The 22,140-nt window shown below is 73.1% G+C and carries 20 protein-coding genes; 7 read left to right on the top strand and 13 right to left on the bottom strand.

The window, feature by feature from the left end; translation table 11 throughout:
• Positions 1 to 5: 5 nt before the first annotated feature.
• Positions 6 to 353 (bottom strand): ArsR/SmtB family transcription factor, encoded by a 348-nt coding sequence (locus ACFYYN_RS13555; RefSeq protein WP_500545880.1) that lies wholly within the window; start codon positions 351 to 353, stop codon positions 6 to 8.
• An 84-nt stretch (positions 354 to 437) separates the two neighbouring features.
• Here ACFYYN_RS13555 and ACFYYN_RS13550 point away from each other — a divergent pair, with 84 nt between their 5' ends.
• The 3 genes from ACFYYN_RS13550 (at position 438) to ACFYYN_RS13540 (ending at position 5,331) form a co-directional block, all read left to right on the top strand.
• Positions 438 to 1,763 (top strand): MFS transporter, encoded by a 1,326-nt coding sequence (locus ACFYYN_RS13550; RefSeq protein ID WP_500545878.1) that lies wholly within the window; start codon positions 438 to 440, stop codon positions 1,761 to 1,763.
• A gap of 145 nt (positions 1,764 to 1,908) precedes the next feature.
• The gene (locus tag ACFYYN_RS13545) at positions 1,909 to 4,365 is read left to right on the top strand and encodes a SpoIIE family protein phosphatase (RefSeq protein WP_500545877.1); all 2,457 of its coding nucleotides are present in this window, start codon (positions 1,909 to 1,911) and stop codon (positions 4,363 to 4,365) included.
• 15 nt (positions 4,366 to 4,380) lie between these two features.
• Positions 4,381 to 5,331, top strand: a complete 951-nt coding sequence (locus tag ACFYYN_RS13540) for a hypothetical protein (RefSeq protein ID WP_500545876.1) — start codon at positions 4,381 to 4,383, stop codon at positions 5,329 to 5,331.
• Here the strand turns inward: ACFYYN_RS13540 and ACFYYN_RS13535 are convergent.
• The 3 genes from ACFYYN_RS13535 to ACFYYN_RS13525 form a co-directional block, all read right to left on the bottom strand.
• On the bottom strand, positions 5,297 to 5,632 hold the full coding sequence (locus ACFYYN_RS13535) for a hypothetical protein (RefSeq protein ID WP_500545875.1): 336 nt from the start codon (positions 5,630 to 5,632) through the stop codon (positions 5,297 to 5,299). The two genes, ACFYYN_RS13540 and ACFYYN_RS13535, sit on opposite strands and share 35 nt — an antisense overlap.
• A gap of 152 nt (positions 5,633 to 5,784) precedes the next feature.
• A complete protein-coding gene (locus ACFYYN_RS13530) occupies positions 5,785 to 6,963 on the bottom strand; it encodes a GDSL-type esterase/lipase family protein (protein WP_500545874.1) in 1,179 nt (392 codons plus the stop codon).
• Between the two features lie 85 nt (positions 6,964 to 7,048).
• Positions 7,049 to 7,618 carry a TetR/AcrR family transcriptional regulator gene (locus tag ACFYYN_RS13525; protein WP_500545873.1) on the bottom strand — a complete coding sequence of 190 codons (570 nt, stop codon included), beginning with the start codon at positions 7,616 to 7,618 and terminating at the stop codon, positions 7,049 to 7,051.
• Between the two features lie 481 nt (positions 7,619 to 8,099).
• Here ACFYYN_RS13525 and ACFYYN_RS13520 point away from each other — a divergent pair, with 481 nt between their 5' ends.
• The gene (locus ACFYYN_RS13520) at positions 8,100 to 8,840 is read left to right on the top strand and encodes a hypothetical protein (protein ID WP_500545872.1); all 741 of its coding nucleotides are present in this window, start codon (positions 8,100 to 8,102) and stop codon (positions 8,838 to 8,840) included.
• Positions 8,841 to 8,915: 75 nt separating this feature from the next.
• On the opposite strand, the gene ACFYYN_RS13515 is transcribed toward ACFYYN_RS13520, so the two are convergent.
• The gene (locus ACFYYN_RS13515) at positions 8,916 to 9,125 is read right to left on the bottom strand and encodes a SpoIIE family protein phosphatase (protein ID WP_500545871.1); all 210 of its coding nucleotides are present in this window, start codon (positions 9,123 to 9,125) and stop codon (positions 8,916 to 8,918) included.
• Between the two features lie 106 nt (positions 9,126 to 9,231).
• Between ACFYYN_RS13515 and ACFYYN_RS13510 the strand changes: the two genes are divergently transcribed.
• Entirely contained in the window at positions 9,232 to 9,813 is a 582-nt protein-coding gene (locus ACFYYN_RS13510) for a TetR/AcrR family transcriptional regulator (RefSeq protein ID WP_500545870.1), read from the top strand.
• Positions 9,814 to 9,832: 19 nt separating this feature from the next.
• Here ACFYYN_RS13510 and ACFYYN_RS13505 read toward each other — a convergent pair whose 3' ends face one another.
• Positions 9,833 to 10,594: an SDR family NAD(P)-dependent oxidoreductase gene (locus ACFYYN_RS13505; RefSeq protein ID WP_500323517.1), complete on the bottom strand. Its 762-nt coding sequence runs from the start codon at positions 10,592 to 10,594 to the stop codon at positions 9,833 to 9,835.
• A 118-nt stretch (positions 10,595 to 10,712) separates the two neighbouring features.
• On the opposite strand from ACFYYN_RS13505, the gene ACFYYN_RS13500 reads away from it, so the two are divergent.
• Complete coding sequence (locus ACFYYN_RS13500; RefSeq protein WP_500545869.1) at positions 10,713 to 11,135, top strand: transposase; 423 nt, start codon at positions 10,713 to 10,715, stop codon at positions 11,133 to 11,135.
• A gap of 10 nt (positions 11,136 to 11,145) precedes the next feature.
• Here the strand turns inward: ACFYYN_RS13500 and ACFYYN_RS13495 are convergent, their stop codons facing one another.
• Entirely contained in the window at positions 11,146 to 12,225 is a 1,080-nt protein-coding gene (locus tag ACFYYN_RS13495; RefSeq protein ID WP_500545868.1) for a sensor histidine kinase, read from the bottom strand.
• A 130-nt stretch (positions 12,226 to 12,355) separates the two neighbouring features.
• On the opposite strand from ACFYYN_RS13495, the gene ACFYYN_RS13490 reads away from it, so the two are divergent.
• Positions 12,356 to 12,730, top strand: coding sequence for a hypothetical protein (locus tag ACFYYN_RS13490; protein WP_500545867.1), 375 nt, complete (start codon positions 12,356 to 12,358; stop codon positions 12,728 to 12,730).
• Here ACFYYN_RS13490 and ACFYYN_RS13485 read toward each other — a convergent pair.
• From ACFYYN_RS13485 to ACFYYN_RS13460, 6 genes are all read right to left on the bottom strand, one after another.
• Positions 12,724 to 13,740, bottom strand: coding sequence for a LacI family DNA-binding transcriptional regulator (locus ACFYYN_RS13485; protein ID WP_500323520.1), 1,017 nt, complete (start codon positions 13,738 to 13,740; stop codon positions 12,724 to 12,726). The two genes, ACFYYN_RS13490 and ACFYYN_RS13485, sit on opposite strands and share 7 nt — an antisense overlap.
• A 63-nt stretch (positions 13,741 to 13,803) precedes the next feature.
• Positions 13,804 to 14,832 carry an ABC transporter permease gene (locus ACFYYN_RS13480; RefSeq protein WP_500545866.1) on the bottom strand — a complete coding sequence of 343 codons (1,029 nt, stop codon included), beginning with the start codon at positions 14,830 to 14,832 and terminating at the stop codon, positions 13,804 to 13,806.
• Positions 14,829 to 15,797 (bottom strand): ABC transporter permease, encoded by a 969-nt coding sequence (locus ACFYYN_RS13475; RefSeq protein ID WP_500545865.1) that lies wholly within the window; start codon positions 15,795 to 15,797, stop codon positions 14,829 to 14,831. Before ACFYYN_RS13475 ends, ACFYYN_RS13480 begins: the two co-directional genes overlap by 4 nt.
• Positions 15,790 to 17,403, bottom strand: a complete 1,614-nt coding sequence (locus ACFYYN_RS13470; RefSeq protein WP_500545864.1) for a sugar ABC transporter ATP-binding protein — start codon at positions 17,401 to 17,403, stop codon at positions 15,790 to 15,792. The genes ACFYYN_RS13475 and ACFYYN_RS13470 overlap by 8 nt, the downstream gene beginning before the upstream one ends.
• A gap of 94 nt (positions 17,404 to 17,497) precedes the next feature.
• The gene (locus ACFYYN_RS13465; RefSeq protein WP_433427574.1) at positions 17,498 to 18,589 is read right to left on the bottom strand and encodes an ABC transporter substrate-binding protein; all 1,092 of its coding nucleotides are present in this window, start codon (positions 18,587 to 18,589) and stop codon (positions 17,498 to 17,500) included.
• Between the two features lie 138 nt (positions 18,590 to 18,727).
• Positions 18,728 to 22,039: a LamG-like jellyroll fold domain-containing protein gene (locus tag ACFYYN_RS13460; RefSeq protein WP_500545863.1), complete on the bottom strand. Its 3,312-nt coding sequence runs from the start codon at positions 22,037 to 22,039 to the stop codon at positions 18,728 to 18,730.
• Between the last annotated feature and the right edge of the window lie 101 nt (positions 22,040 to 22,140).

Below are 22,140 nucleotides of genomic sequence, written 5' to 3'. Positions count from 1 at the left end.
CCCGGTCAGAACCCGACCGGCCCGGGCGGTGCGGTGCCCGGCTCGTCGAGGACGGCGGTGATCAACCCGGGGAAGCGGCGCTCCAGGTCCTCGCGGCGCAGGCTGACCAGGCGCTGCCGGCCGTGCGGGTCGTTGCGGACGACGCCGGCCTCGCGGAGCGTCTTGAGGTGGTGGGAGAGCGTGGACTTGGGGATCTCCCCGTTGACGGGCTGGCAGGCCGACCCCTCCAGGGGGCGGTCGGCCAGCCGGCGCACCAGCTCCAGCCGTGAGGGGTCGCTCAGGGCGAAGAGCACGTCGGTCAGCACCAGGTCCGCGGCGTCGGGGTGCGGCAGCTCCCGGGGGGCTCCAGTCATGGTTCGATAATAGTTGAACAATCGGCGCGTGTGTGCTTACCCTCGAATGGTTCGATATTTTTGGAACCGTTCGGGAGTACCGATATGCACACCCAGCGCACCGCGAGGCGGATGCCGCGTCCGGTCGGCTTCTGGCTGCTGGCCGCCACCCTGCTCGCCTTCCTGGCCGCCTCCAGTGCGCCCTCCCCGCTCTACGTGGTCTACCAGCACCAATGGGGCTTCTCGCCGATCGTGCTCACCACGGTCTTCGCGGTCTACGTGCTGGCGCTGCTGGTGGCGCTGCTCACCGTCGGAGGGCTGTCCGACCACGTCGGCCGGCGGCCGGTGCTCCTGGCGGCGCTGGTCGTCGAGGCGGCGGCCATGGTCGTGTTCCTCACCGCGGACGGCGTCGGACCGCTGTTCCTGGCCCGCATCCTGCAGGGCGTGGCGACGGGCGCGGCAGCCGGCGCCATCAGCGCGGGGCTGATCGACCTGCAGCCCTCGCCCACCTCGCCCCTCGGCTCCCTGCTGAACACCGTGGCGCCGGCCACCGGACTGGCCGCCGGGGCGCTGGGTGCGGGTCTGCTGGTGCAGTACGCCCCGGCCCCCACGCGGCTGGTCTTCGTCGTGCTGACCGCCGTGTTCGTGGTGCTGGCGGCGCTGGTGCTGTTCCTGCCCGACCCCGTCTCGCCGCGCCCGGGGGCCTGGGCCTCGCTGCGGCCCCGGGCGGCCGTGCCGGTCCAGGCCCGCCGGACCTTCCTGGCGGCGACGCCCTGCCTCGTCGCCACCTGGGCGATGGGCGGTCTCTACCTCGCGCTCGGCCCCTCCCTGACCGCCGGGGTGCTGCACATCGGCAGCCACCTGGTCGGCGGCCTGGTGGTGACCACCCTCTTCGGCGTGGCGGCCGTCGCCTCGCTGGTGGTGCGCGACGTGACGCCGCGGCGGATGATGACCGGCGGCTCGGCGGTTCTCGCCGTGGGCACCGGACTCACGCTGCTCGCCCTCGCCGGGCCCTCGACGGCGCTGTTCTTCCTCGGGACCGGCCTCGCCGGGTTCGGTTTCGGCGCCGCCTTCCTGGGTGCCTTCCGCTCCCTGGCGGCACTGGCCCGGCCCACCGAGCGGGCGGAACTGTTCGCCTCGGTCTACGTCGTGAGCTACCTGGCCCTGAGCGTTCCCGCCGTACTGGCCGGGCTCGCCGTGCCGTCCTTCGGTCTGCACTCCACGGCGACGGTGTACGGCGCCGGGGTGGTCGTGCTCGCGCTGCTGGCGGTCGTTTCGGGAGCCGTCGTCCGCAGGCCCCCCGTCGTGGTGCCGGCGGCGGCCCCGCCCGCGCAGGAGCCGGCCGCCGCCAACCGCCGGCTGACCGCGACCGCCGTGACCGCCGCGGTCTCCGGTCCGGCCCGCGGGCCCGGGTCCCCGGCGGACGTCTGACCGCGGCGCGGCCCGCCCGGGCCTGTCGTCGCAGGTCACGGGCCGGGCCGGGTGCACCGGTCGCGGGTATGGTGGAAACAGCCCGGCCCGCCCCGTCCGATCAGGCGTCCGTGCGCCGGGACCGCAGCCGTACGGGATGGCCGGCATGGGTGCTCCCACAACAATCCCCTCCGCCGCGGCGGACCCGCTGTCGCGCCCCGGCACCGCGGTGGTCGTGGTCGACGGCGCGGGGGTGGTGCGCGGATGGAGCGAGGGGGCCGTGCGACTGCTCGGCCGCCCGGCCCCCGAGGCGATCGGCAGGCCGCTCGCGGACGTCCTCCCGCCGGTGGGGACCGCGGCGTACCGGGCCGGAACGCCGGACCTGGTGACCCGGCTCGGCTCGGCGCGGGGCTGGGAGGGCCGGCAGGCCGTACGCCACGGGGACGGCCGCCGCCTCGACCTGGAGGTCAAGATCCTGCCCGTCCAGGACTCGGGCGACCGCTCGCTGCGGCTGATCCTCGCGGCCGACCTGACGCGGAGCTGGTGGACGAGCGCCAGCCGCTCCCTGCTGGAGGGCATCACCCTCACCGCACCGGTGGGCATGGCCATGATCGACACGGACTTGCGGCTCGCCTGGGTGAACGACGCCATGGAGCACCTGTGCGGCATTCCGCGCGAGCGCTTCCTCGGCCGGTGCCTGGGGGACGTCCTGCCGGGCCTGGACGTGGCGGACACCGAGGCGGAGATCCGCCAGGTGATGGAGACCGGGCTCCCCTCCACCGGCCGCGAGTACTTCGGCCACGTCCTGTCCGACCCGGACCGGGTCACCTACTCCACGTCGTGCTTCCGCCTGGAGAGCGAGTACGGGCAGCCGCTCGGCGCCTGCTACATCGTCCTGTCCACCACCGACCACTACCGCGTCCGGCAGAAGCTGAAGCTGCTCAACGAGGCCCGCAAGCGCATGGGCGGCGCGCTCGACGTCCCGCGCACCGCACAGGAACTGGCGGACGCCGCCGTCCCCGGCCTCGCCGACCACGTCACCGTCGACCTCCTCGACCCGGTGCTCCGCGGTGACGAGCCGCCGCCCGGCCCGCCCGACGCCGCCACCGTGGCCCAACTGCGCTGCGCCGGGCACCGTTCCGCACCTGACGACGTCCCGCCGCCCACCCCGCACGGCGGCCGGTGCGACTACCCCCGGCGGTCGCCCACGGCCCGCGCACTCGTGGACGGCACCTCGGTGCGCGTCGCCGAACTGGACCCGGCCGACCCCCGCTGGACCGCCGGCGACCCCGTGCGCAGCGCCCACCACCGCGCCCTCGGCGTCCACTCCCTGATGATCGTGCCCATCCGCTCGCGCGGCACCACCCTGGGAGCGGCCACCTTCGGGCGCTCCCGGGACGGCGGCCCCTTCGGGCCCGACGACCTGGTCCTCGCGGAGGAACTCACCGCACACGCCGCGGTCTGCATCGACAACGCCCGCCGCTACACCCACGAGCACGCCGCCGCGCTCGCCCTCCAGCGCAGCCTGCTCCCGTTGGCCCTCCCACAGCAGAACGCCGTGGAGGCCTCCTACCGCTACCTGCCCGCCGACGCGGAGGCCGGGGTCGGTGGCGACTGGTTCGACGTCCTGCCGCTCTCCGGCGCCCGGGTCGCCCTGGTCGTCGGTGACGTCGTCGGCCACGGCATCCACGCCGCCGCCACCATGGGCCGCCTCCGGGCCGCCGTGCAGACCCTGGCGAACATCGACCTCGCCCCCGACGAGGTACTCGCCCACCTCGACGACATGGTCAGCCGGATCGCCGACGAATCCGCCGGCGCCGCCGACACCTCCGGTGTGACCGGCGCGACCTGCCTCTACGCCGTCTACGATCCGGTCGGCTGCCACTGCACCCTCGCCCGCGCCGGCCACCCCGCACCCGTGCTCGTCACCCCCGACGGCGTCGCCGGCCTCGTGGACCTCCCCAGCGGCCCGCCCCTCGGCCTCGGCGGCCTGCCCTTCGAGGCCACCGGAATCGACGTCCCGGAGGGCAGCGTCCTTGCGCTCTACACCGACGGCCTCATCCAGGACCGCTCACTCGACGCCGGCCGGGGACTGCGGCGCCTGCTCGACAGCCTCGCCTGCCCGCGGACCTCGCTGGAGGGGCTCTGCGACGCCGCCACCGCCTTCGCCGGCGGCCGGCCGGTGGACGACGCGGCCCTGCTCCTGGCCCGTACCCACGCCCTCGACGCCGAGCACGTCGCCTCCTGGGACATCCCCGCTGACCCGGCCGAGGTCGCGCCGGCGCGGGCCCGGGCGACGCGGCAACTCACGGCCTGGGGGCTCGGCGACCTCGCCTTCACCACGGAACTGGTCGTCAGCGAACTCGTCACCAACGCCGTCCGCCACGCCTCGGGCCCCATCCGGCTGCGGCTCATCCGCGACCGCGCGCTCATCTGCGAGGTCTCCGACGGCAGCAGCACCTCGCCCCACCTGCGCCACGCCCGGACCACCGACGAGGGCGGCCGCGGCCTCTTCCTCGTCGCCCGGTTCGCGGAGCGCTGGGGCACCCGGTACGCGGGGGACGGCAAGACCATCTGGTCGGAGCAGCCCCTCCGGCCCCGTGAGGTCGCCGCATGGCCTTGATCCGGACGGGCAACCGTGGCTGACGCAGCGTCACGCGCCGGGGAGCGGGTCGCGCGGGTGCGCGACGACCCGGCCGCGCGTTACGCGCTGGCCCGGGAGTTCTACCGGCTCGCCACCGGACCCCGCCGCCGCTTCGGCCACGCCGAACTCAGCTTCATGCGATGGTCGCTGGGCCGCGGCGTACTGGCGCCGGAGACCGCCTCCCCGCCCGGCAGCCCCTGGTGGCGGGCCGTCAACGAACGGCTGCTGCGCGACAAGACCGAGGCCCAGCTGCTGTCCGCCGGAGCCGCGGGCACCCCAGGTGCCCGCAGCGTCGAGTTCTGGCTGGACTTCATCCGCACGCCGGAACCCCGACGCTGGTACCGCGCGCACAACGCCAGCATCGTCGCCGGCTACCTGCAGCACGAGGAACTGGCCGCCGCCGAGCTGAAGGTGGAGCGGTTCATGATGAACGTCGCGCTGCTGCGCGTCCTGTTCACGCACGCGATGCTCACGCGGCCCCGGCTCGCGCTCGGCCCGCTGGCCGCGTTCGGCCCGCTCATGGCGGACCCCCGGCACCGGGCCGTCCAGATGTACCTCGACCTGGGCCGGTCCTTCCCGCCCGAATACCCGGTCAGCACACCGGTCGAGGACACCGTCCTCGACGAACACGCCCTCGCCCGCATGCTGGACTACGGGGTGATCGCCCCGCGGCTGTCCGAGCTCTACGCGTTCTCGGCCGCCTCGCTGGAACAACCCCGGCTGACCACCCTGCTGGACGACGGCGTCCCGGCCTACGCGTGGCCGCACGCGGACCGGCGGATCTGGTACGTCGGCAACACCGGCCCGCACCTGCGGGCCATCGCCCGCCTCACCGGAGTCCGCCTGCGCTGGGAACCGTCGCCACGGGCCCGCGTGCGCCGGGGACCGCGCGGACCGCGCCGGGCCCGCTCTAGAGGTGGACCGGAAGCTCCGTCCTCCCGTTGAAGACGAAGGCGGGCAGGGGTCGCAGGTCCTCCAGCGGCACCGCCGGCCGCAGGCCGGGGAAGTGCCCGAACAGGTCGGGGAGGGCGGCCCCCGCCTCCAGACGTCCCAGTGGTTCGCCGACGCAACGGTGGACGCCGTGGCCGAACGCGACGTGGTCCTTGTCGCGCCGGCGGACGTCGAAGGCGTCCGCGTCGTCAGGGTGCCTGCGCGGGTCGCGGCCGCCGCGGCGGATCAGCACGCCCTCGCCGAGGTCGATGTCCTCCACCGTGTACCGCAGCGGCAGGTGTCCTCCGCGCGACACGCCGTACTGCCTGCCGGAACTCCGCGGGGGGCGACCTGAGGTGCGCTGCCATGGTGGATCCGCGCATGAGGTGAAGCAGATCGATGGATCTCATGCCGTGATGCGGCGAGCCGATGAACAGGGCCGCTGACCCGCAGCTGAGTTGCTGCGGGTCAGCGACTCGCCGAGGCGAAGGGGCCGGTGCCCGCGAACACCAGCCGGGCGAAGTTCCCGCCGATGCGCCGGTGTCCCGCGGGATCGGGGTGGACCTCGTCGGGCAGCGGCAGTTCGGCGTAGTCGGCCGCACCGTAGAGCGCGCGCCCGTCGAGGTGGTGGAGGTTGGGGTCGTCGGCCGCCCGCTGTGCGACGATCCGGGCCAGCTCCTCGCGGATGACGTTGAGGGTCAGCCGGCCCGCGGCGCGTTCCGCCGGGTCGCCGGTGGCCTTGAAGCGCAGCCTGCCGCCCTCGAAGTCCGGGGCGAGCGGGCCCGGGGTGTCCTCCTGGACGGGGCACAGGATGGGGGAGACGACCAGCAGCGGTGCCGTGGGATGGCCCTCACGGACGATGTCGAGGAAGCCGTGCACCGCCGGGGTGAAGGCGCGCAGCCGCATCGCGTCGGTGTTGACGATGTTGATGCCGATCTTGAGGCTGAGCAGGTCCGCCGGAGTGTCGCGCATCGCGCGGGCGGTGAACGGGTCGAGCAGCGCGCTGCCGCTGAACCCCAGGTTGACCAGCTCCACTCCGCCTGCGGCGGCTGCCAGTGCGGGCCAGATGGCGGTCGGATGCGCGGCGTTGGAGCCGTGGCTGATGGAACTGCCGTGGTGCAGCCACACCTTGCGGCCCCGCGGCGCGGACGGCTCGACGGGGGCGTCGGTGCGCAGGGCGATCAGCTCGGTGATCTCCGAGTGCGGGAGCCAGATCTCGACGTCCTTGTCCCCCGGGGGCAGTTCGCCGAACCGGGCCGTGCCGGGCGGCCCCTCCCGCAGCTCGGCGGCCTGGGTGACCATGTCGACGATCTCGCGGACGTTGCCGCCGGCCACGGTGGCCTGGGCGGCGAGACGGCCGTCGGCCAGCAGGTCGTACACGCCGTCCGGCGGGGCCGGGAAGCCCCGGTAGACCCGCTTGGTGGGCAGCGTGTCCAGCTCGACCGTGGTGGCCCGGGTGCGGAACGCCAGCCGCACGCCGGACGGCTGGGCCTCCGCCACGGCCAGTTGCTCGTCGGGGATCTGCCGGCGCGCCGCGGCGGGCAGGCGGTGCGGGAGCAGCCCGTGGCGGGTGCGCTCCACGTCGATGGCGCCGCGCAGCAGTTCCTCGGTGACGGGGGTGGTGATCAGGTTCCGGTGCGTGTGCATGGTGCGTTGCCTGTCCGGTGGCTGTCCGTGGGCTGTCCGTGGGCCGGGTGCCCGTCCGTTCGGTGGGAGGTGCCGGGGCGCGCCCTCAGGACGTCGACCGCTGCCGCAGCAGGGCGTCCAGGGAGTCCAGCGCCCACGACCACGACTCCTCGGCGGTGACGGGTGTGTGGTCGAAGCCCCCCGCCAGTTCGAGGCTGACGTAGCCGTGGAAGACGCTGCCCAGGAGACGGACGGCGTGCGTCTGGTCCGGTTCCGGGAGGTCGTAGCCGCGCAGGATGGCCCGGGTCATCTGGGCGTGCCGGACGCCGGCGCTGGCGGCAGCCGTCTGCGGGTCGAGCCTCAGCTGCGCCGCCGCGTAGCGGCCGGGGTGCTCCCGGGCGTACGCGCGGTACACGTTCGCGAAGGCGACCAGGGCGTCCTTGCCCGCGCGGCCGGCGAGGGCCTCGGCCGCCCGGTCGGCGAGTTCCTCCAGGGCGAGCAGGGCGATCCGGGTCTTCAGGTCCTGCGAGTTCCTGACGTGCGAGTACAGGCTCGCGACCTTGACGCCGAACCGCTCGGCGAGCGCCGAGACGGTCACCTGGGCGAAGCCGACCTCGTCGGCGAGTTCCGCCCCCGCCCGGGTCAGGCGTTCCGCGGTGAGTCCTACGCGTGGCACGGTGTGGCTCCCTTCCTCCGTAAGCGAGTATGCGCATACCTAAACTGATTAGGCAAACGCCTAGCATCGGAACCCAAGATGCGCACGCTCCGCTACGAACGGCCCACCCAGGATGCGGCCCACGTCACCGCATGTAACGGTCGTCATGTGCATTTCGGGTTCGGCTGGGACCAGGGGACTCGTGGGCGGCTCCGGCCGTCGCATGACCGTCCGCCTCGCCCACGACGTCGAGGTCAACTCCCCCGGGAACGATTCCTGTCGTACGGGAGGCAGTGACCTCGAACGCATCCCCCGCACGATCCACCACCACTCACCAAGTTCTGCTGAAACGCGAAGGGTCACGACTCGGCGGCCGCCGTGTCGTGCCGCGCTGCCGTGCGCCGCGCGGCGCACCGGCACGGGCGGCGCAGCGGGCCCTTCGGCTACCCGGAAGGAATGGGCTGTGAAGGCTCGTCTTGGCTTGAGCCGGGGAAGGACGCTCGTGGCCGTTGTGCTCGCCACGATCGTCACCTCGGCCCTCACGGGATCGGTGTCCGCCGTCGCGGACGGACACTCCGGAGGCTCCATAGACTCCGGCCACTGGGGCGTCATCGCCCGCAACACGATCGGTTCCCCCGTCGCCGACCTCAGGGAGGGCCCGTTCGGCTCGTACGGTGTGACGGGATCCCCCTCCAGGCCGCCCTACGGCAACGGCAGCCTCGGAATCGCGGTGGCGAACGAGTCCACCACGCTGAGTCCCCCCAGCGAGAAGGTCGACTTCGGCAACGAGGTCGACTTCTACGGCAGCCGCGTCCGTGACCTGACCGCGCTCGGGTTCCACGTCTTCCAGACCCAGGAGAACGTCGGCTACGGCGGCACACGGAACCTGCCGAACATCAGGATCGAGATCAATCCGAGGCTGACGGCCGGCGACACCTACTCCACCATGGTGTGGGTCCCGCCCGCCGTCGCGCCGGTGAACCAGTGGAGCGGGTTCCTCGACGCCACCACCGTGAGCGGCGAGTGGTTCCTGTCGGGCAACGAACTCGCGCCCCTGTGCACCCAGTCCAGCCCGTGCAACTTCACGACGCTGAAGAACGCGCTCCCGCAGGCCACCGTCTACACCGTCGCCGTCGGCAAGGGCCGCGACAACATCTGGGTCGGCGCGGTCGACGGCCTCCGGATCAACCGGTACGTCTACGACTTCGAGGCCAGCGGCGTCAGGGCCCGGCGCGTCGGCTGAAGGCCGTCACTCCTCCCGCCGGGAGGAACCCGGGGCATCACCGGAGCGAGCCGGCCGGTGATGCCCCGGGCGGTGTCAACCGCCGTTCCTCCGCGCCTGGCTGAGCAGCAGGGCGACGTCGTCACTGCGGGCGGCGGACTGCTCGGCGTGCTGGACGAGGGCGTCGGCGAGTTCGGCCCCGGCCCCGGCCCCGGCGCGTGCGAGGCGCCCGGCGAGCGCGGCGACGCCGTCCCCGATGTCGGCGCCCGGTGTCCCGACGAGACCGTCGGTGTACAGGGCGAGCACCGCCCCGGGCGGCAGGGGTACCTCGGGTGGCCCGTGCGTTCCGGCGGTCGGCGCGGTCCGTGCAGAAACTGGACCGTTCGTTCCTGATAGGCGTACACTCCGGCTCATGGCACGCGTGAGGGAGTTCGACACCGACAGGGCCGTGGAGGCCGCGATGAACGCCTTCCGCAGCAAGGGCTACGAGGGCACGTCGGTGCAGGACCTGGTCGACGCCACCGGCGTGGGGCGCGGTTCGCTGTACGCGGCCTTCGGCAGCAAGGAGGGGCTGTACCTGGCGGCCATGGACCGCTACCGGGAGCAGTACGCCCTGCCCCTGGTCGAGGCCCTGCGGGCCGGGGCGCCCGGCCGGGAGCTGCTGCGCGAGGTCCTGGTCGCGGCGGTCGACGAGATCGCGCGCGACGGCAGCCGGCGGGCCTGTCTGATCGTCGGCGCGGCCATGGAGCGCGTCGCGCACGATCCGCGGGTCGCCACGCACGTGGAGTCGACGACCGCGCTGTTGGAGGACGCGCTGGCCCAGGTCGTCGCCGAGGCGCAGGCGGACGGCCAGGTGTCCGGCAAGCGCGACGCGCGGGACCTCGCCCGGTACCTCGTCGTCACGATGCACGGCCTGCGGGTCATGGGGGCCGTCAACCCCGACCGGGAGGCGCTGACGGCCGTCGTCGACGCCGCCCTGGACGCCCTCGGCTGACCCGAGCCCGGCGGGCCGCTCACTGCGCGGTGAAGCCGCCGTCGATCGCGAGCGCGGCGCCGTTGACGAAGCTGCTCTCGTCGCTGAGCAGGAAGGCGGCGAAGGCGGCCACGTCCGCCTCCGCGCCCGCCCGTCCGGCGGGGATCCGCTCCAGGAACCGGTCCTCGATCCCGGGGTAGGCCTGGACGGCGGCACGCCACAGCGGGGTGTCGATCAGCCCGGTGACCAGCGCGTTGACGCGGACGCCCGCCTTGGCCGAGTCCAGCGCCGCGGAGCGGGTCAGGCCCACCACGCCGTGCTTGGCGGCCACGTAGGCCGGCATGCCCGCGTCGCCGACCACGGCCGCCGTCGAGGCGTTGTTCACGATCGACCCGCCTCCCGAAGCGGCGATCGCCGGGAGTTCGTGCTTGAGGCTGTAGAAGACGCTGGTCAGGTTGGTGGCGATCATGTGGTGCCAGAAGGCGGCGTCGGTGGTGCCGAAGGTGCGCTGGTTGTCGCCGCCGCCGGCGTTGTTGAACGCCCCGTGCAGGCCGCCGAACTCGGTCACCGCGTAGTCGACGAGGCGGGCGACGTCGTCCTCGGCGGTGACGTCCGTCGGCAGGAAGGACGCGCGGCCGCCCGCGGCCTCGATCCCGGCCACGGTCGCCTCGCCGCGGGCCTTGTCGCGCGCGCCGATCACGACGGTCGCGCCCTCGGACGCGGCGCGCCGGGCGAAGGCGGCGCCCATCCCCGATGTTCCTCCGGTGACGATGACGACCTTGGATTCCAGACGGTGGGACATGTGCGCTCCATGCGTGTGTCGAGGGGGTTTGCGCGGGCTCGGTCCCGCCTGTCATCGGAGGCTAACACAATCTGGAACGAACGGTTGGTAAAGAAAAGATGTGAGATGATCTTGGTTCGTGGCGCGTGGAGATCTGACGGACGAGCAGTGGGCTGTGCTGGAGCCGTTGCTGCCGAAGGGCAAGAAGGTCGGTCGGCCGCCGATATGGACCCGGCGGCAACTGATCGACGGCATACGGTTCCGGGTCCGCACCGGGGTCCCCTGGCGGGACGTGCCCGGGCAGTACGGATCGTGGGCCCGGGTGTACGACCTGTTCCACCGCTGGCAGCGGGACGGGACGTGGCAGCGGATCTTCACCCAGCTCCAGGAGCGGGCGGAGGCGACGGATCTGATCACGTGGGACCTCGACGCCGACTCCGCCGGCCGCCGGGCGCATCAGCGCACCGCCAGGGCCAGGAGGAGGGGGAGCTCCGGACGGAGCCACCCGGCGGTCTCCTCGCCGAGCCGGACGATCACGGGCTCGGACGCCGGGACGGTGTGACCGCCGGGCCCTACGGCGTGCCGGGAAGCCGAATGGTGACGAGGAGACCGCCGGCGGGGAGGGGGGTCAGTTCGAGGGTCCCGTCGTGGGCGCGGACGATGCTCTGCACGATGGCCAGGCCGAGGCCGACGCCGGCGTGCTCGTCGGTGCGTACACGTTCCGTTCCGCGCTGGAAGGGTTCGGTGAGGGTCGGTACCAGGTCCGGGGGGAGCGGACGGCCGGTGTTCTTCACCCGCAGCACGCTCGAGTCGCCGTGCGCCTCGGTGTGGACCGTCACGGTGCCGCCGGCGGGGAGGTTGTGGACGATGGCGTTCTGGACAAGGTTCGTCACCAACCGCAGCAGGAGCTCCGCGGAGCCGCTGGTCCGGGCGGCCCCACCGGAGACGTCGAGGGTGATCCGGCGCTGTTCGGCGAGGGGCAGCAGCGTTTCGGCGGCCTCTTCGGCGATGAGGGAGAGGTCGACGCTCTCGCGGCTGAGGCTCCCGCGTTCGCTGCGGCTGAGGAGCAGGAGGGCCTCGGTGAGGTCGACCGCCCGCGTGTTGACGGCGTGGAGGCGTTCGATGAGCTCGCCCCGGTCCCGTGTGGGGTCCTTGCGGGCGACGTCGAGGAGCGTCCGCGAGATCGCCAGTGGGGTGCGCAGTTCGTGGGAGGCGTTCGCGGCGAACCTCCGCTGCTCGGCGACGTGGGACTCGAGCTGTTCCAGCATCGAGTCGAACGCGTCGGAGAGTTCGCGGAATTCGTCCTGGCGTCCCGCCATGCGGATCCGGTGGGACAGCGACCCGCTCCCGGCCCTCCGTGCCGCATCCGTGATCTGGGTGAGGGGTGCGAGCATCCGGCCGGCGAGGAGCCATCCCCCCAGCAGGCCGAACACGAGGAGGAAGGCCATCGCGACGGCCGCGGCGGGGGCGAAGGTGTGGACGAGGAGGTAGCGGTTGGGCGAGACCCCGAGGAGGCCCTTGGAGTTGTCGGGCACGTAGCGCAGCAGGAACCCCCACACCACGGCCAGCAGGAGCGCGCCGGCGACGGCGAGGAACCCGGCGTAGCTGAGGGTGAGCTTCAGCCGGGCGCTGAGCCCTGGGCGTCTCTTCACGAGGGGCTGGTCATGGTCGGTACGTGCATACCCGGAGCCTAGGCAGCACGGCGTATCGCCGGCGTATGCCCCAGGGGGCGCCTCCGGCACGGTGACGTGCCCGCGGTGGGTGGCGCCGTAGTATGGCCCGATGTTCAACCGGCTCGGGCTGGAGGTGCTGCCGCCGGACGGCCGGTACGCCGTCGCCCGGTTGCGGCTGCTGGTCGACGGGGAGGACCTGGTCGCGGAACTGCTCGGACCGGGCGGGCGCGGTCCGTTCGCGGCGTGGGCGCTGCCGCCGGGCCCGCTGGCCGCCACCGTCGTAGGCGGTCGCGTCGAGCTGGGGGAACCCGAGTGCACCGGCGGCTGCTGCGGTCACCTGTCGGTCCACGTACGCCGCAGCGGCGCCGTCGTGGAGTGGACCGCCTGGCGGGGGCCGTTCACGCGGCCCCCGCCGGAACTGCACTTCGACGCCGGACAGTACGACGCCGAGCTGGCCCGCGCGGCGCGCACGGCCGTTCAGTGACCGCGGCCCAGGGTGGACTCACGGACGACCAGGTCGAACCCGGGGCGCACGCGGCGCGGCGGGGCGTCCGGCGCGCCGGTCAGGCGCTGCACGAGGCAGTCGACGGCCTGGCGGGCGATGGCCTTCTTGTCCGGCGAGATCGTGGTCAGGGTGATCGTGCCGTAGCGCCCCTCCTCGATGTCGTCGAAGCCCACGAGAGCGACGTCCTCCGGCACGCGCAGCCCCCGGGTGACGAGCACCCGCAGGGCCCCTATGGCCTGGAGGTCGTTGTAGGCGAAGACCGCGTCCGGCAGCGCGCCGCGGTCCAGCAGGTCGGTCATCGCCTGGGCGCCGTCGGCCCGGCCGTACCCGGAGGCGGTCGCGACGAGGTCGTCGCCGTGCGGGAGCCCGCAGGCGGCCAGCTCCTCGCGCCAGCCGCGCAGTCTCAGGTGCGCGGGCTGCCGGGCGACCTCGCTGCGGGCGCCGATGAAGGCGATCCGCCGGCGTCCCGTCCCCGCCAGGTGCCGCACCGCGCTGCGCGCCGCGGCCACGTTGTCGATCACGATGTGGTCGTACGGGGCGTCGTACTCGCGCTCCCCGAGGAGCACCAGCGGTGAACTGTCGTCGCGGGCGAGCAGGTCCGACGCCTCCAGTTCGATCGGCGAGAGGATCAGCCCGTCGATCACATGGGTGCGGAAGCCCTGGGTCACCAGGATCTCCTTGCGCCGTTCGCCCGCCGTGTGGTCGAGCAGCACGGTGTAGTCGTGGCGTGCGGCGGCGTCGATGACGGCGCCGGCCAGCTCGGCGAAGTACGGGTTGCCGAGCTCGGGCAGGGCCAGCGCGATGATGCCGGTGCGGCCCTTGCGCAGGTGCCGGGCGGTGAGGTTGGGCCGGTAGCCCAGTTCGTCGATCGCCTGCTGGACCCGCGCGCGCATCGCGGGTGTGACGTGCGGGTAGCCGTTCACGACGTTCGAGACGGTCTTGATGGACACTCCCGCGCGCTGCGCGACGTCCTTGAGGCTGACGCCCACGGCGCTCCCTCCGGGTTGGGCCGGTGCCGGAGGGCCGCGCGCGGTCCACCGGCACCGGCACGGTCATGTGGTGCGCGGTCCTCGCGCGAGATACCGCTGGGCCACGACCACCACGATAAGGAAGCCGCCGCTGACCACCGATTGGTACGAGGAATTGAGGGAGCCGATCTGGTTGATGAGGTTCTGGATCACCGCCAGGACCAGGACGCCCCACAGGGTGCCGCTGACCGATCCAGCACCGCCGATCAGCAGGGTGCCGCCGATGACGACCGCGGCGATGGCGTCCAGCTCCATGCCGACGCCGATGATCGTCACGCCCGAGGAGAGCCGGGCGGCGTTCAGGGCGCCCGCGAACCCCGCGAGCAGTGCGCTGATCGTGTACACCAGCACCCGGGTCCTGGCCACCGGCAGGCCCATCAGCGTGGCCGCGTCCGGGCTGCCGCCCACCGCGAACAGCGACTGCCCGAAGGAGGTCCGCTGGAGCACCAGCCCACCGACGGCGAAGAGCACCAGCGCGACCAGGACCGGGTGGCCGAACCCGGCGACGGTGCCCTGCCCGAGTTCGGCGAAGGCCGAACCGTGCGGTACCAGGTAGGTGTCGGCGCCCTCGTCGGTCAGGGCCAACAGCAGTCCCCGGGCGGCCAGCAGGCCCGCCAGGGTGACGATGAAGGGGGCCATCCCGGCCCGCGCGATGAGCAGACCGTGCACGGTGCCGAGCAGACCGCACACCGCGAGCGGCAGCAGCAGCGCCGGCAGCATCCCGTACTGCGAGGCCCACGCCGCGAGGACTCCGCCGAGCGCGAAGACCGAGCCGACCGACAGGTCGATGCCGCCGGTGATGACGACGAGGGTCATGCCCAGCGCCACGATCGCCAGGAACGAGGCCTGGACGGTGACGTTCTGCGCGTTGTCGAGGGTTCCGAAGGACGGGAAGACGAAGGAGGAGACCAGCACCAGCAGCAGGAGGACGGCGAGCACGCCCTGCCGCTGCACCAGCACGGCCAGCCGCCGCCGGTCCCCGGCACGGGCCGCCGCCACGGCGGGCGGCTCCGGCGTCGCCCCGGCGGAGCGGGGCGTGATGAGTGACTTCATCGGGATCGACGCTCCCGGGCGACGTAGACGGCGACGAGGATGATGACGGCCTGGGCCATCTGCGCGGTGGAGTCGGGGAGGTCGTGCTTGACCAGGGTGGCCCGCAGCAGCTGCATCAGCAGCGCTCCGCAGACCGTGCCCAGGACGCGCACGGAGCCGCCGGTGAGCGGGGTCCCGCCGACCACCACCGCGGTGATCGCGGACAGTTCCATCAAGGTGCCCAGCGTGGACGGGTCACTGGCCGTCAGACGGGCGGTGGCCAGCACCCCGGACAGGGCCGCGAGCACCCCGCACACCACGTACACGCCGATCAGCACCCGCTTCACCGGCAGCCCGGCCAGCCCGGCGGCCGCGCGGTTGCCGCCGATCGCGACCAACTGGCGGCCGAAGGTGGTGCGGTGCACGACCCCGGCGACCAGCAGGGCGAGCACCCCGGCGATCAGCACGACCACGGGGACGCCCAGGACGTCGTCGGTGCCCAGGCCCAGCAGAGCCGGGTTGGCGATCTGCTTGAGCTGCCCGTCGGCGAGGACCAGGGCCAGGCCCCGGCCGCCCACGAACAGCGCGAGGGTGGCCACGATGGGCTGCAGACCCACCACCGCGACCAAGGTGCCGTTGACCGCGCCCACCACCGCCCCGGCGGCGAGCGCCATGAGCAGCGCGGCCAGCAGTCCGTACCCCAGGTACAGCGGCAGCAGGGCCGCGGCGAGGGCCATGACGGACCCCACCGACAGGTCCACCCCCTCCGTGCCGATCACCAGCGCCATGCCCAGCGCCACGATGACCACCGGGGCCACCTGGACGAGCTGGGTGCGCAGGTTGGCCGCGGTCAGGAAGTGGTCGGTGAAGACGGCGTTGAACAGGACCAGCACGGCCACCGCCGCGTACACCCCGTACGCCTGGAACCAGGCGGGGGAGGGGAGCCCGACCGGGCCCCGCCGCACGGCCGGGGAGAGCTCAGCCATCGTGCCGCACCTCCCCGTCCGCGGCGGCGTCCCGGACGGCGGGCGCGTGGGCCGCGAGGACCTCCAGCAGGTCCGCCTCGCCGACCTGCTCGCCGGTCAGTTCGCCGGCCACGGCGCCGCCGCGCAGCACCACGAGGCGGTCGGCGCCCTCCACGAGTTCCTCGATGTCGGAGGAGATGAGCAGCACCGCCAGTCCCTCCTGGGCCAGTTCGTCCACCAGCGCCTGCACCTCGGCCTTGGCGCCCACGTCGATGCCGCGCGTCGGCTCGTCGAGGAGGAGCACCTTCGGCTCCAGGCAGAGCCAGCGGGCCAGCAGCACCTTCTGCTGGTTGCCGCCGGAGAGCTCGCCGACCTTCTGCTCGGGTCCCGAGGCCTTGATCCGCAGGCGCTTCATGAAGATCTCGACCACGCGGTCCTGGCGGGCCCGTGAGACGACGCCGGCCCGGGACAGCCGGGGCATGGCGGCCAGCACGATGTTCTCGCGCACCGACAGCCCCGGGACGATGCCCTCCGCCTTGCGGTCCTCGGGCAGCAGGCTGATGCCCGCGCGGATCGCGGCGGCGGGGGAGGGGCGGCCCAGCCGCTTCCCGGCGACCGTCACCGATCCCGAGTCCAGCGGCAGCGCCCCGGCCAGCGCCTTGGCGGCCTCGCTGCGCCCCGAGCCCAGCAGCCCCGCCAGGCCCAGCACCTCGCCGGGGTGCAGCTCCAGCGAGATGTCGTCCAGGACGTGACGCCGGCTCAGCCCGGAGGCGGTGAGCACCGCCTTGCGGTCGGGGTGGTGGTCCTCGCCGAAGCCGGTCCGCCCGTGCCGGCGCACCTCGGAGACCTCGCGGCCCAGCATCATCGCCACCAGCTGCATCCGGTCCAGGTCCGCGAGGTCGCCGGTGTGCACCAGGCGCCCGTCGCGGAGCACCGTGACCCGGTCGCAGATCCGGTACAGCTCCTCGAGCCGGTGGCTGACGTACAGGACGGAGATGCCCCGGTCGTGGAGGTCGCCGATGACCCGGAAGAGCGTTTCGACCTCGCGCGGCTCCAGCGCCGAGGTCGGCTCGTCCATCACGACGACCTTGGCCCGCACCGACACCGCGCGGGCCAGCGCCACCATCTGCTGGGTGCCCACCCCGAGGCTGCCGAGCGGGCGGCGGACGTCGGCGGTGACGCCGAAGCCCGCGAGCAGCGCGGCCGCCTCCCGGTGCATCCGCGGGAAGTCGATCAGACCGAGGCGGTTCTTGGGCTCGCGGCCCAGGAAGATGTTCCGCGCCACGCTCATCAGCGGGACGAGGTTGACCTCCTGGTAGATCGTGGTGACCCCGGCGTGCTGGGCGTCGGAGGGCCGCGCGAAGGCGACCGCGCGGCCGTCGAGCCGTACCTCGCCGGCGTCCGGGCGGTGCACTGCGGTGAGGACCTTGATGAGGGTGGACTTGCCGGCGCCGTTCTCGCCGACGAGCGCGTGGATCTCGCCCCGGCGCAGGGTGAAGGAGACGTCGTCGAGCGCCACCACACCGGGGAAGCGCTTGCCGATGCCGACGGCCTCCAGCACCGCGGGGGCGGTGGGGCCGTCCGGGCCGGGCGGCGGTGCGGCGGGTGCCGCGTCGGGGGGTGCCATAGCGGGCCTTCCATGGGTTCGCGGTGTCGGGAGCCGAGGAGGGACGGGCCTGCCGCCCGGCCGGGGAGGAGGACCGGGCGGCAGGCGCGGGGGCTCAGTACGCCCCGGCCAGCGAGCCCTTGGCGTTGGAGGCGTCGTACTCGCGGTCGGAGATGATCACGTCCTCGGGGATGGCCTCGCCGGCGAAGAACTTCTGCGCGGTGGCGAAGGCGAGCGGCCCGAAGCGCGGGTTGGACTCGATGACGCCGTTGTACTGGCCGTCCGCCAGGGCCTGCACGGCGTTGCGCGTGCCGTCGATGGACACGATCTTGACGTCCTTGCCGGGCTTCTTCCCGGCCGCCTTGAGCGCGGTGACCGCGCCGAGGCCCATCTCGTCGTTCTCCGCGTAGACGGCGGTGATCCCGGGGTTCGCCTGGATCAGCTGCTCCATCACCTGCTGGCCCTTGTCGCGGGCGAACTCGCCGGTCTGCTGGGCGACGATCTCCAGGCCGGGGGCCTGCGCCTTGATCTGGTCGACGAAGCCCTTGGTCCGGTCGGTGGTGACGTTGTTGCCGGAGGCCCCGAGCAGGATCGCGACCTTGCCCTTGCCGCCGGTGACCTTGATCATCTGGTCGGCGGCGCGCTTGCCCTGCTCGACGAAGTCCGAGCCGAGGAAGGCCACGTAGTCCTTGCACGCGGTGGCGTTGATCTTGCGGTCGATGGTGATGACCGGCACGTGCTTGGCCGCCGCCGCGCGCAGTGCGGGCTCCAGGCCGTCGGAGTTGAGCGGGGCGACGATCAGCAGCTGGGCACCCTGGGCGAGCATGTCCTGGATGTCGCTGATCTGCTTGGGCAGTTGTGACTGCGCGTTGGTCGTGAGCAGCTTCTTGACGCCGAGCTTCGCCGCCTCGTCCTTGATGGACTGGGTCTCGGCGATGCGGAACGGGTTCGCCTCCTTCTCCGACTGCGAGAAGCCGACGACTGCGTCCTTGAGGTCGAGCTTGCCCGCCCCGTAGGTCTGCAGGGTGCAGCCGCTGCCGGCGGCGTCGGTGGCCGCGGTCGGGGACTGCACGACCTGGGCGCCCTCGGAGGAGGCGGAGGAGGCGCTGCCGGAGCCCTCCTCCTTGGCGCAGGAGGTGGCGGTCAGGGCGGCCGCGGCGGTGAGGCACACGACGGCAAGGAAGCGGGTGGAACGGGAGGTGCTCATGGACGTTCAACTCCTCGGAGAGCGGTGTGCGACCTGATCAGGGGGTGCGGTGGTGCCGCCGTCGCCCCGGGGGACGGCCCGGGAGGCGGCCCGCCCCGCCCCGTGCCGGGGCGGGCCGCTCAGGTGGTCGGTACTCGGTCAGCGCTTCGACGGCACGGCGGGTTCGCCGGAGGCCAGGGACGCCACCTCGGCGGCGGTCAGCGCGCGGTCGTAGGCGTGCACGTCGGAGATCGCGCCGCCCCAGTAGTCGACGAGGTTCCCGCCGTACTTGCCGCGGCCGATCACCAGGTGGCCCGAGGGCCCCTCGGCGTTGCAGCCGCGGACGGAACCGGCCTCGCCGCCGTCCACGTAGATGCGCAGCCGGCCATCGCGGTGGCTGTAGCTGCCCACCAGGTGGTACCAGCGGCCGGCCTCCGGCTCGCCGATGGTGCCCGCGAGGGCCCGGCTCCCGGCGAAGCTGAACGCGAACCGCTTGTCGGCCTGCGAGTACTGCAGGTAGAAGGCGCTGTTGGTGTCGCCGTCGACGGACACGGCCGTGCTGAAGTGCCCCTTGTCGTCCAGCCGGACCCAGGCGGCCACCGAGTAGTCGTGGGTGTCGGTGTCCAGGACGGTGGCGCCGGTGTCGACGGATCCGGTGCGGCCGTCGAACTGCAGGGCGGCGCCGTTCGGGCCGGTCGTCCAGCTCGTGCCGCCGGTCAGGGTGCCGTCGTGGTCCCCGGCGACGTCCTTCGCCACGGTGCCGGAGCCCTCGTGCAGCGGCCACCAGCCGACGCCGTTGGGTCCGGGTGTGCCGGGCGGCACGTCGGCCCCGCCGGCGGTGGCGCCGGCCTCGATGACCTGCCGGTTGACGTCCCGTACCTGTTCCGGGATCACCTTGACCACGTCGCGGTCGTAGGTGAGCAGGCCGTTGAGCTCGCCCTCGACGTCGGTGATCTGCGTGTAGACCGAGCCGGACAGGCCGCAGGCCGCCGGCCGGAGCAGCTTGCGCGTGTTCTCCACGTAGGCCGCGGTCAGTTCCTCCTTGCTGTGGGCGGCGTCGCCGTAGTCCTGGCCGCCCGCGGTGCCCAGGATGTGGCCGGGGACGAGGTAGGAGTAGCCGCCGTGCTCGCCGTCGACGGCGGCGCGGGTGTCGTCCGGGGCCGGACTGGCGGGGCCGTGGTAGTCGTGGAAGTCGATCAGGTCACCGCGGCCGGAATCGCCCTTGGAGGCACAGCAGTTGACGCCGGAGTGGGCGTCGACCAGGCGCGAGGGGTCCTGCTCCCTGACGGCGTCGGCGAGTTCGCCGGTGGCCTGCTTGCTCCACTCGCCCCAGCCCTCGTTCATCAGCGTCCACACCAGGACGGACGGGGTGCTGATGTGCTGGTCGACGATCTGGTGGACCTGGTCGACGAAGGTCCGGGTCTCCGGGGTGCCGGCGGCCGCCGTGCCGCGGCTCGGCATGTCCTGCCACACCATCAGGCCCAGCTTGTCCGCCCAGTAGTACCAGCGGGCGGGCTCGACCTTGATGTGCTTGCGGACCGCGTTGAAGCCGAGCTTCTTGTGCTGGACGAGGTCGTACTTCAGGGCCTCGTCGGTCGGCGCGGTGTAGAGGCCGTCGGGCCAGAAGCCCTGGTCGAGGGTGGCGAGCACGAACACCGGCTTGCCGTTGAGCTTGATCCGGTTGGTGCCGCCGGCCGGGGACACCTCGATAGACCGCATGCCGAAGTAGGAGCCGACGCGGTCCTTGCCGCGGCCGTCGGTGAGGGTGACCTCGAGGTCGTACAGGTACGGGTCGTCCGGGCTCCACAGGTGGGCGCGGGGGACGGGCAGCCGCAGGGCGGTCCCGGCGGCACCGGTGACCGAGCCGGCCTTGCGACCGTCACGGGTGTACGCGGTGGCCGTGACCTTCGCGCCCGGCGAGGTGCCCGCGCCCGGCCGTACGGTGACGGCGAGCGAGGAGTCCGCGACGTCCGGGGTCAGCACCAGCGAGTCGACCGACGCCTCGGGGACCGGCTCCATCCACACGGTCTGCCAGATGCCCGAACTCGGCGTGTACCAGATGCCGCTGGGGTTGCGGGACTGCTTGCCGAGCGCGTAGCGGTCGTCGGTGGTGTCCTTGACCTTCACCAGCAGGGTCTGCGGACCGCGCCCGGCCAGGGCGTCGGTGACGTCGGCGGTGAACGCCTGGTAACCGCCGGTGTGGTGGGCCACCTCGCGGCCGTTGACGTACACCCAGGCCTCGTAGTCGACGGCGCCGAAGTTGAGCTTCAGCCGGTTGCCGGAGCGGACCCGCCAGTCGTCGGGGACGGTGAAGGTGCGTTGGTACAGCGACCAGTCGTGGTGCCGCGCCACGCCCGACAGTCCCGACTCCATCGGGTACGGGACGACGATGCTGCCGCTCAGCTTGCCCTGGGGGAGTGCGGCGTCCTGCGCGGTCGGCTGGAACTGCCAGGTCCCGTTGAGGTTCTTCCACTGCTTGCGGGTCAGCTGTGGCCGGGGGTAGTCGGGCAGCGGGCGGGACGGGGAGACGTCCTTGGCCCACCTGGTCTGGAAGTACCAGGTCGATTCGTTGCGCGCGACGACGGAGAAGGGACCGAGGTCGCCGTCGGCGGTGGTGATGCCGCCCATGCCGTCGTAACTGATCCGCACGTCGGCGTTGAGCGAGACCGGGGAGTCGGCCTCGGCGGGCTTCAGGACCAGCCGGGTGGGGTGCTTGGGGTCGCGGGAGACGGTGGCGGACCAGCGGGTGCCGCCGGACAGCAGGGCGAGGTGCGGGGCCGCGTCCACGGGGAGGCCGGTCACGCGGGAGCCCAGTTCGACGGTGGCGCTGCGGCCGCTGGTGGCCACCGACGCCTCGGCGTCCGCCGGGGCGAACCCGGCCGGCAGGTGCAGCGCCGAGTCCGGTACGGGGCGGCGGTCGAAGCCCGGCCCCGACCACTCGGTGTGCAGGTAGGCACCGCCGTTGCCCTGGTTGTAGTCGTAGGCGAGCTCGTGCAGGCCCGCGGTCAGGGTGATCGGCTGCGAGGTGGTCTGGACGTCCCAGTCGGTGGTCCAGTGGTCGATCACGCTCGCGCCGTCCAGGGACATGCGGAAGCCGTTGTCGCCCTTGATGTAGAAGGTGTACGTGCCGTCGGCGGGCACCTCCAGGCGGCCCGTCCAGCGCACGGCGACGTTGTCCGTCGTGCCGGCGTAGGCCCGCAGCGTGGGCAGGAGGTCGTCCACGTGGAGGGAGCTGTCGATCCGGGTGCCGGTGTACCGGGCGAAGTCCAGGGCCGTGCCGCTGGACCTCCGGTAGTAGTCGCCGCGCAGGCCCGCGTCGGCGGAGGCGGCGGTGACGTCGGTGGGGACGTCGGTCGTGGCGGAGGGCCGGGCGGACGCCGGGAAGGGCGTCAGCAGGGCCGCACCGAGGAGGAGTGCCAGCAGGGCGGTGAACCGAGCAAAGCGGTGGGTACGTCGTCGGCCAGGACTCATGGTGCACCTTCCGTGGGAGTCGTCGACGCCTTGACGGGAAAGTTGCGGGTCAGGAGTGTGCGGTGCCTGGAACCAAGAGCGCTACGCGCCGGAAACGCGGT

The organism is Streptomyces sp. NPDC001902, assembly GCF_042891295.1.
In the GTDB taxonomy this organism is placed as follows: Bacteria; Actinomycetota; Actinomycetes; order Streptomycetales; family Streptomycetaceae; genus Actinacidiphila.
The sequence above is the reverse complement of the archived record's forward strand: the minus strand, read 5'-3'. Positions and strand labels throughout refer to the sequence as shown.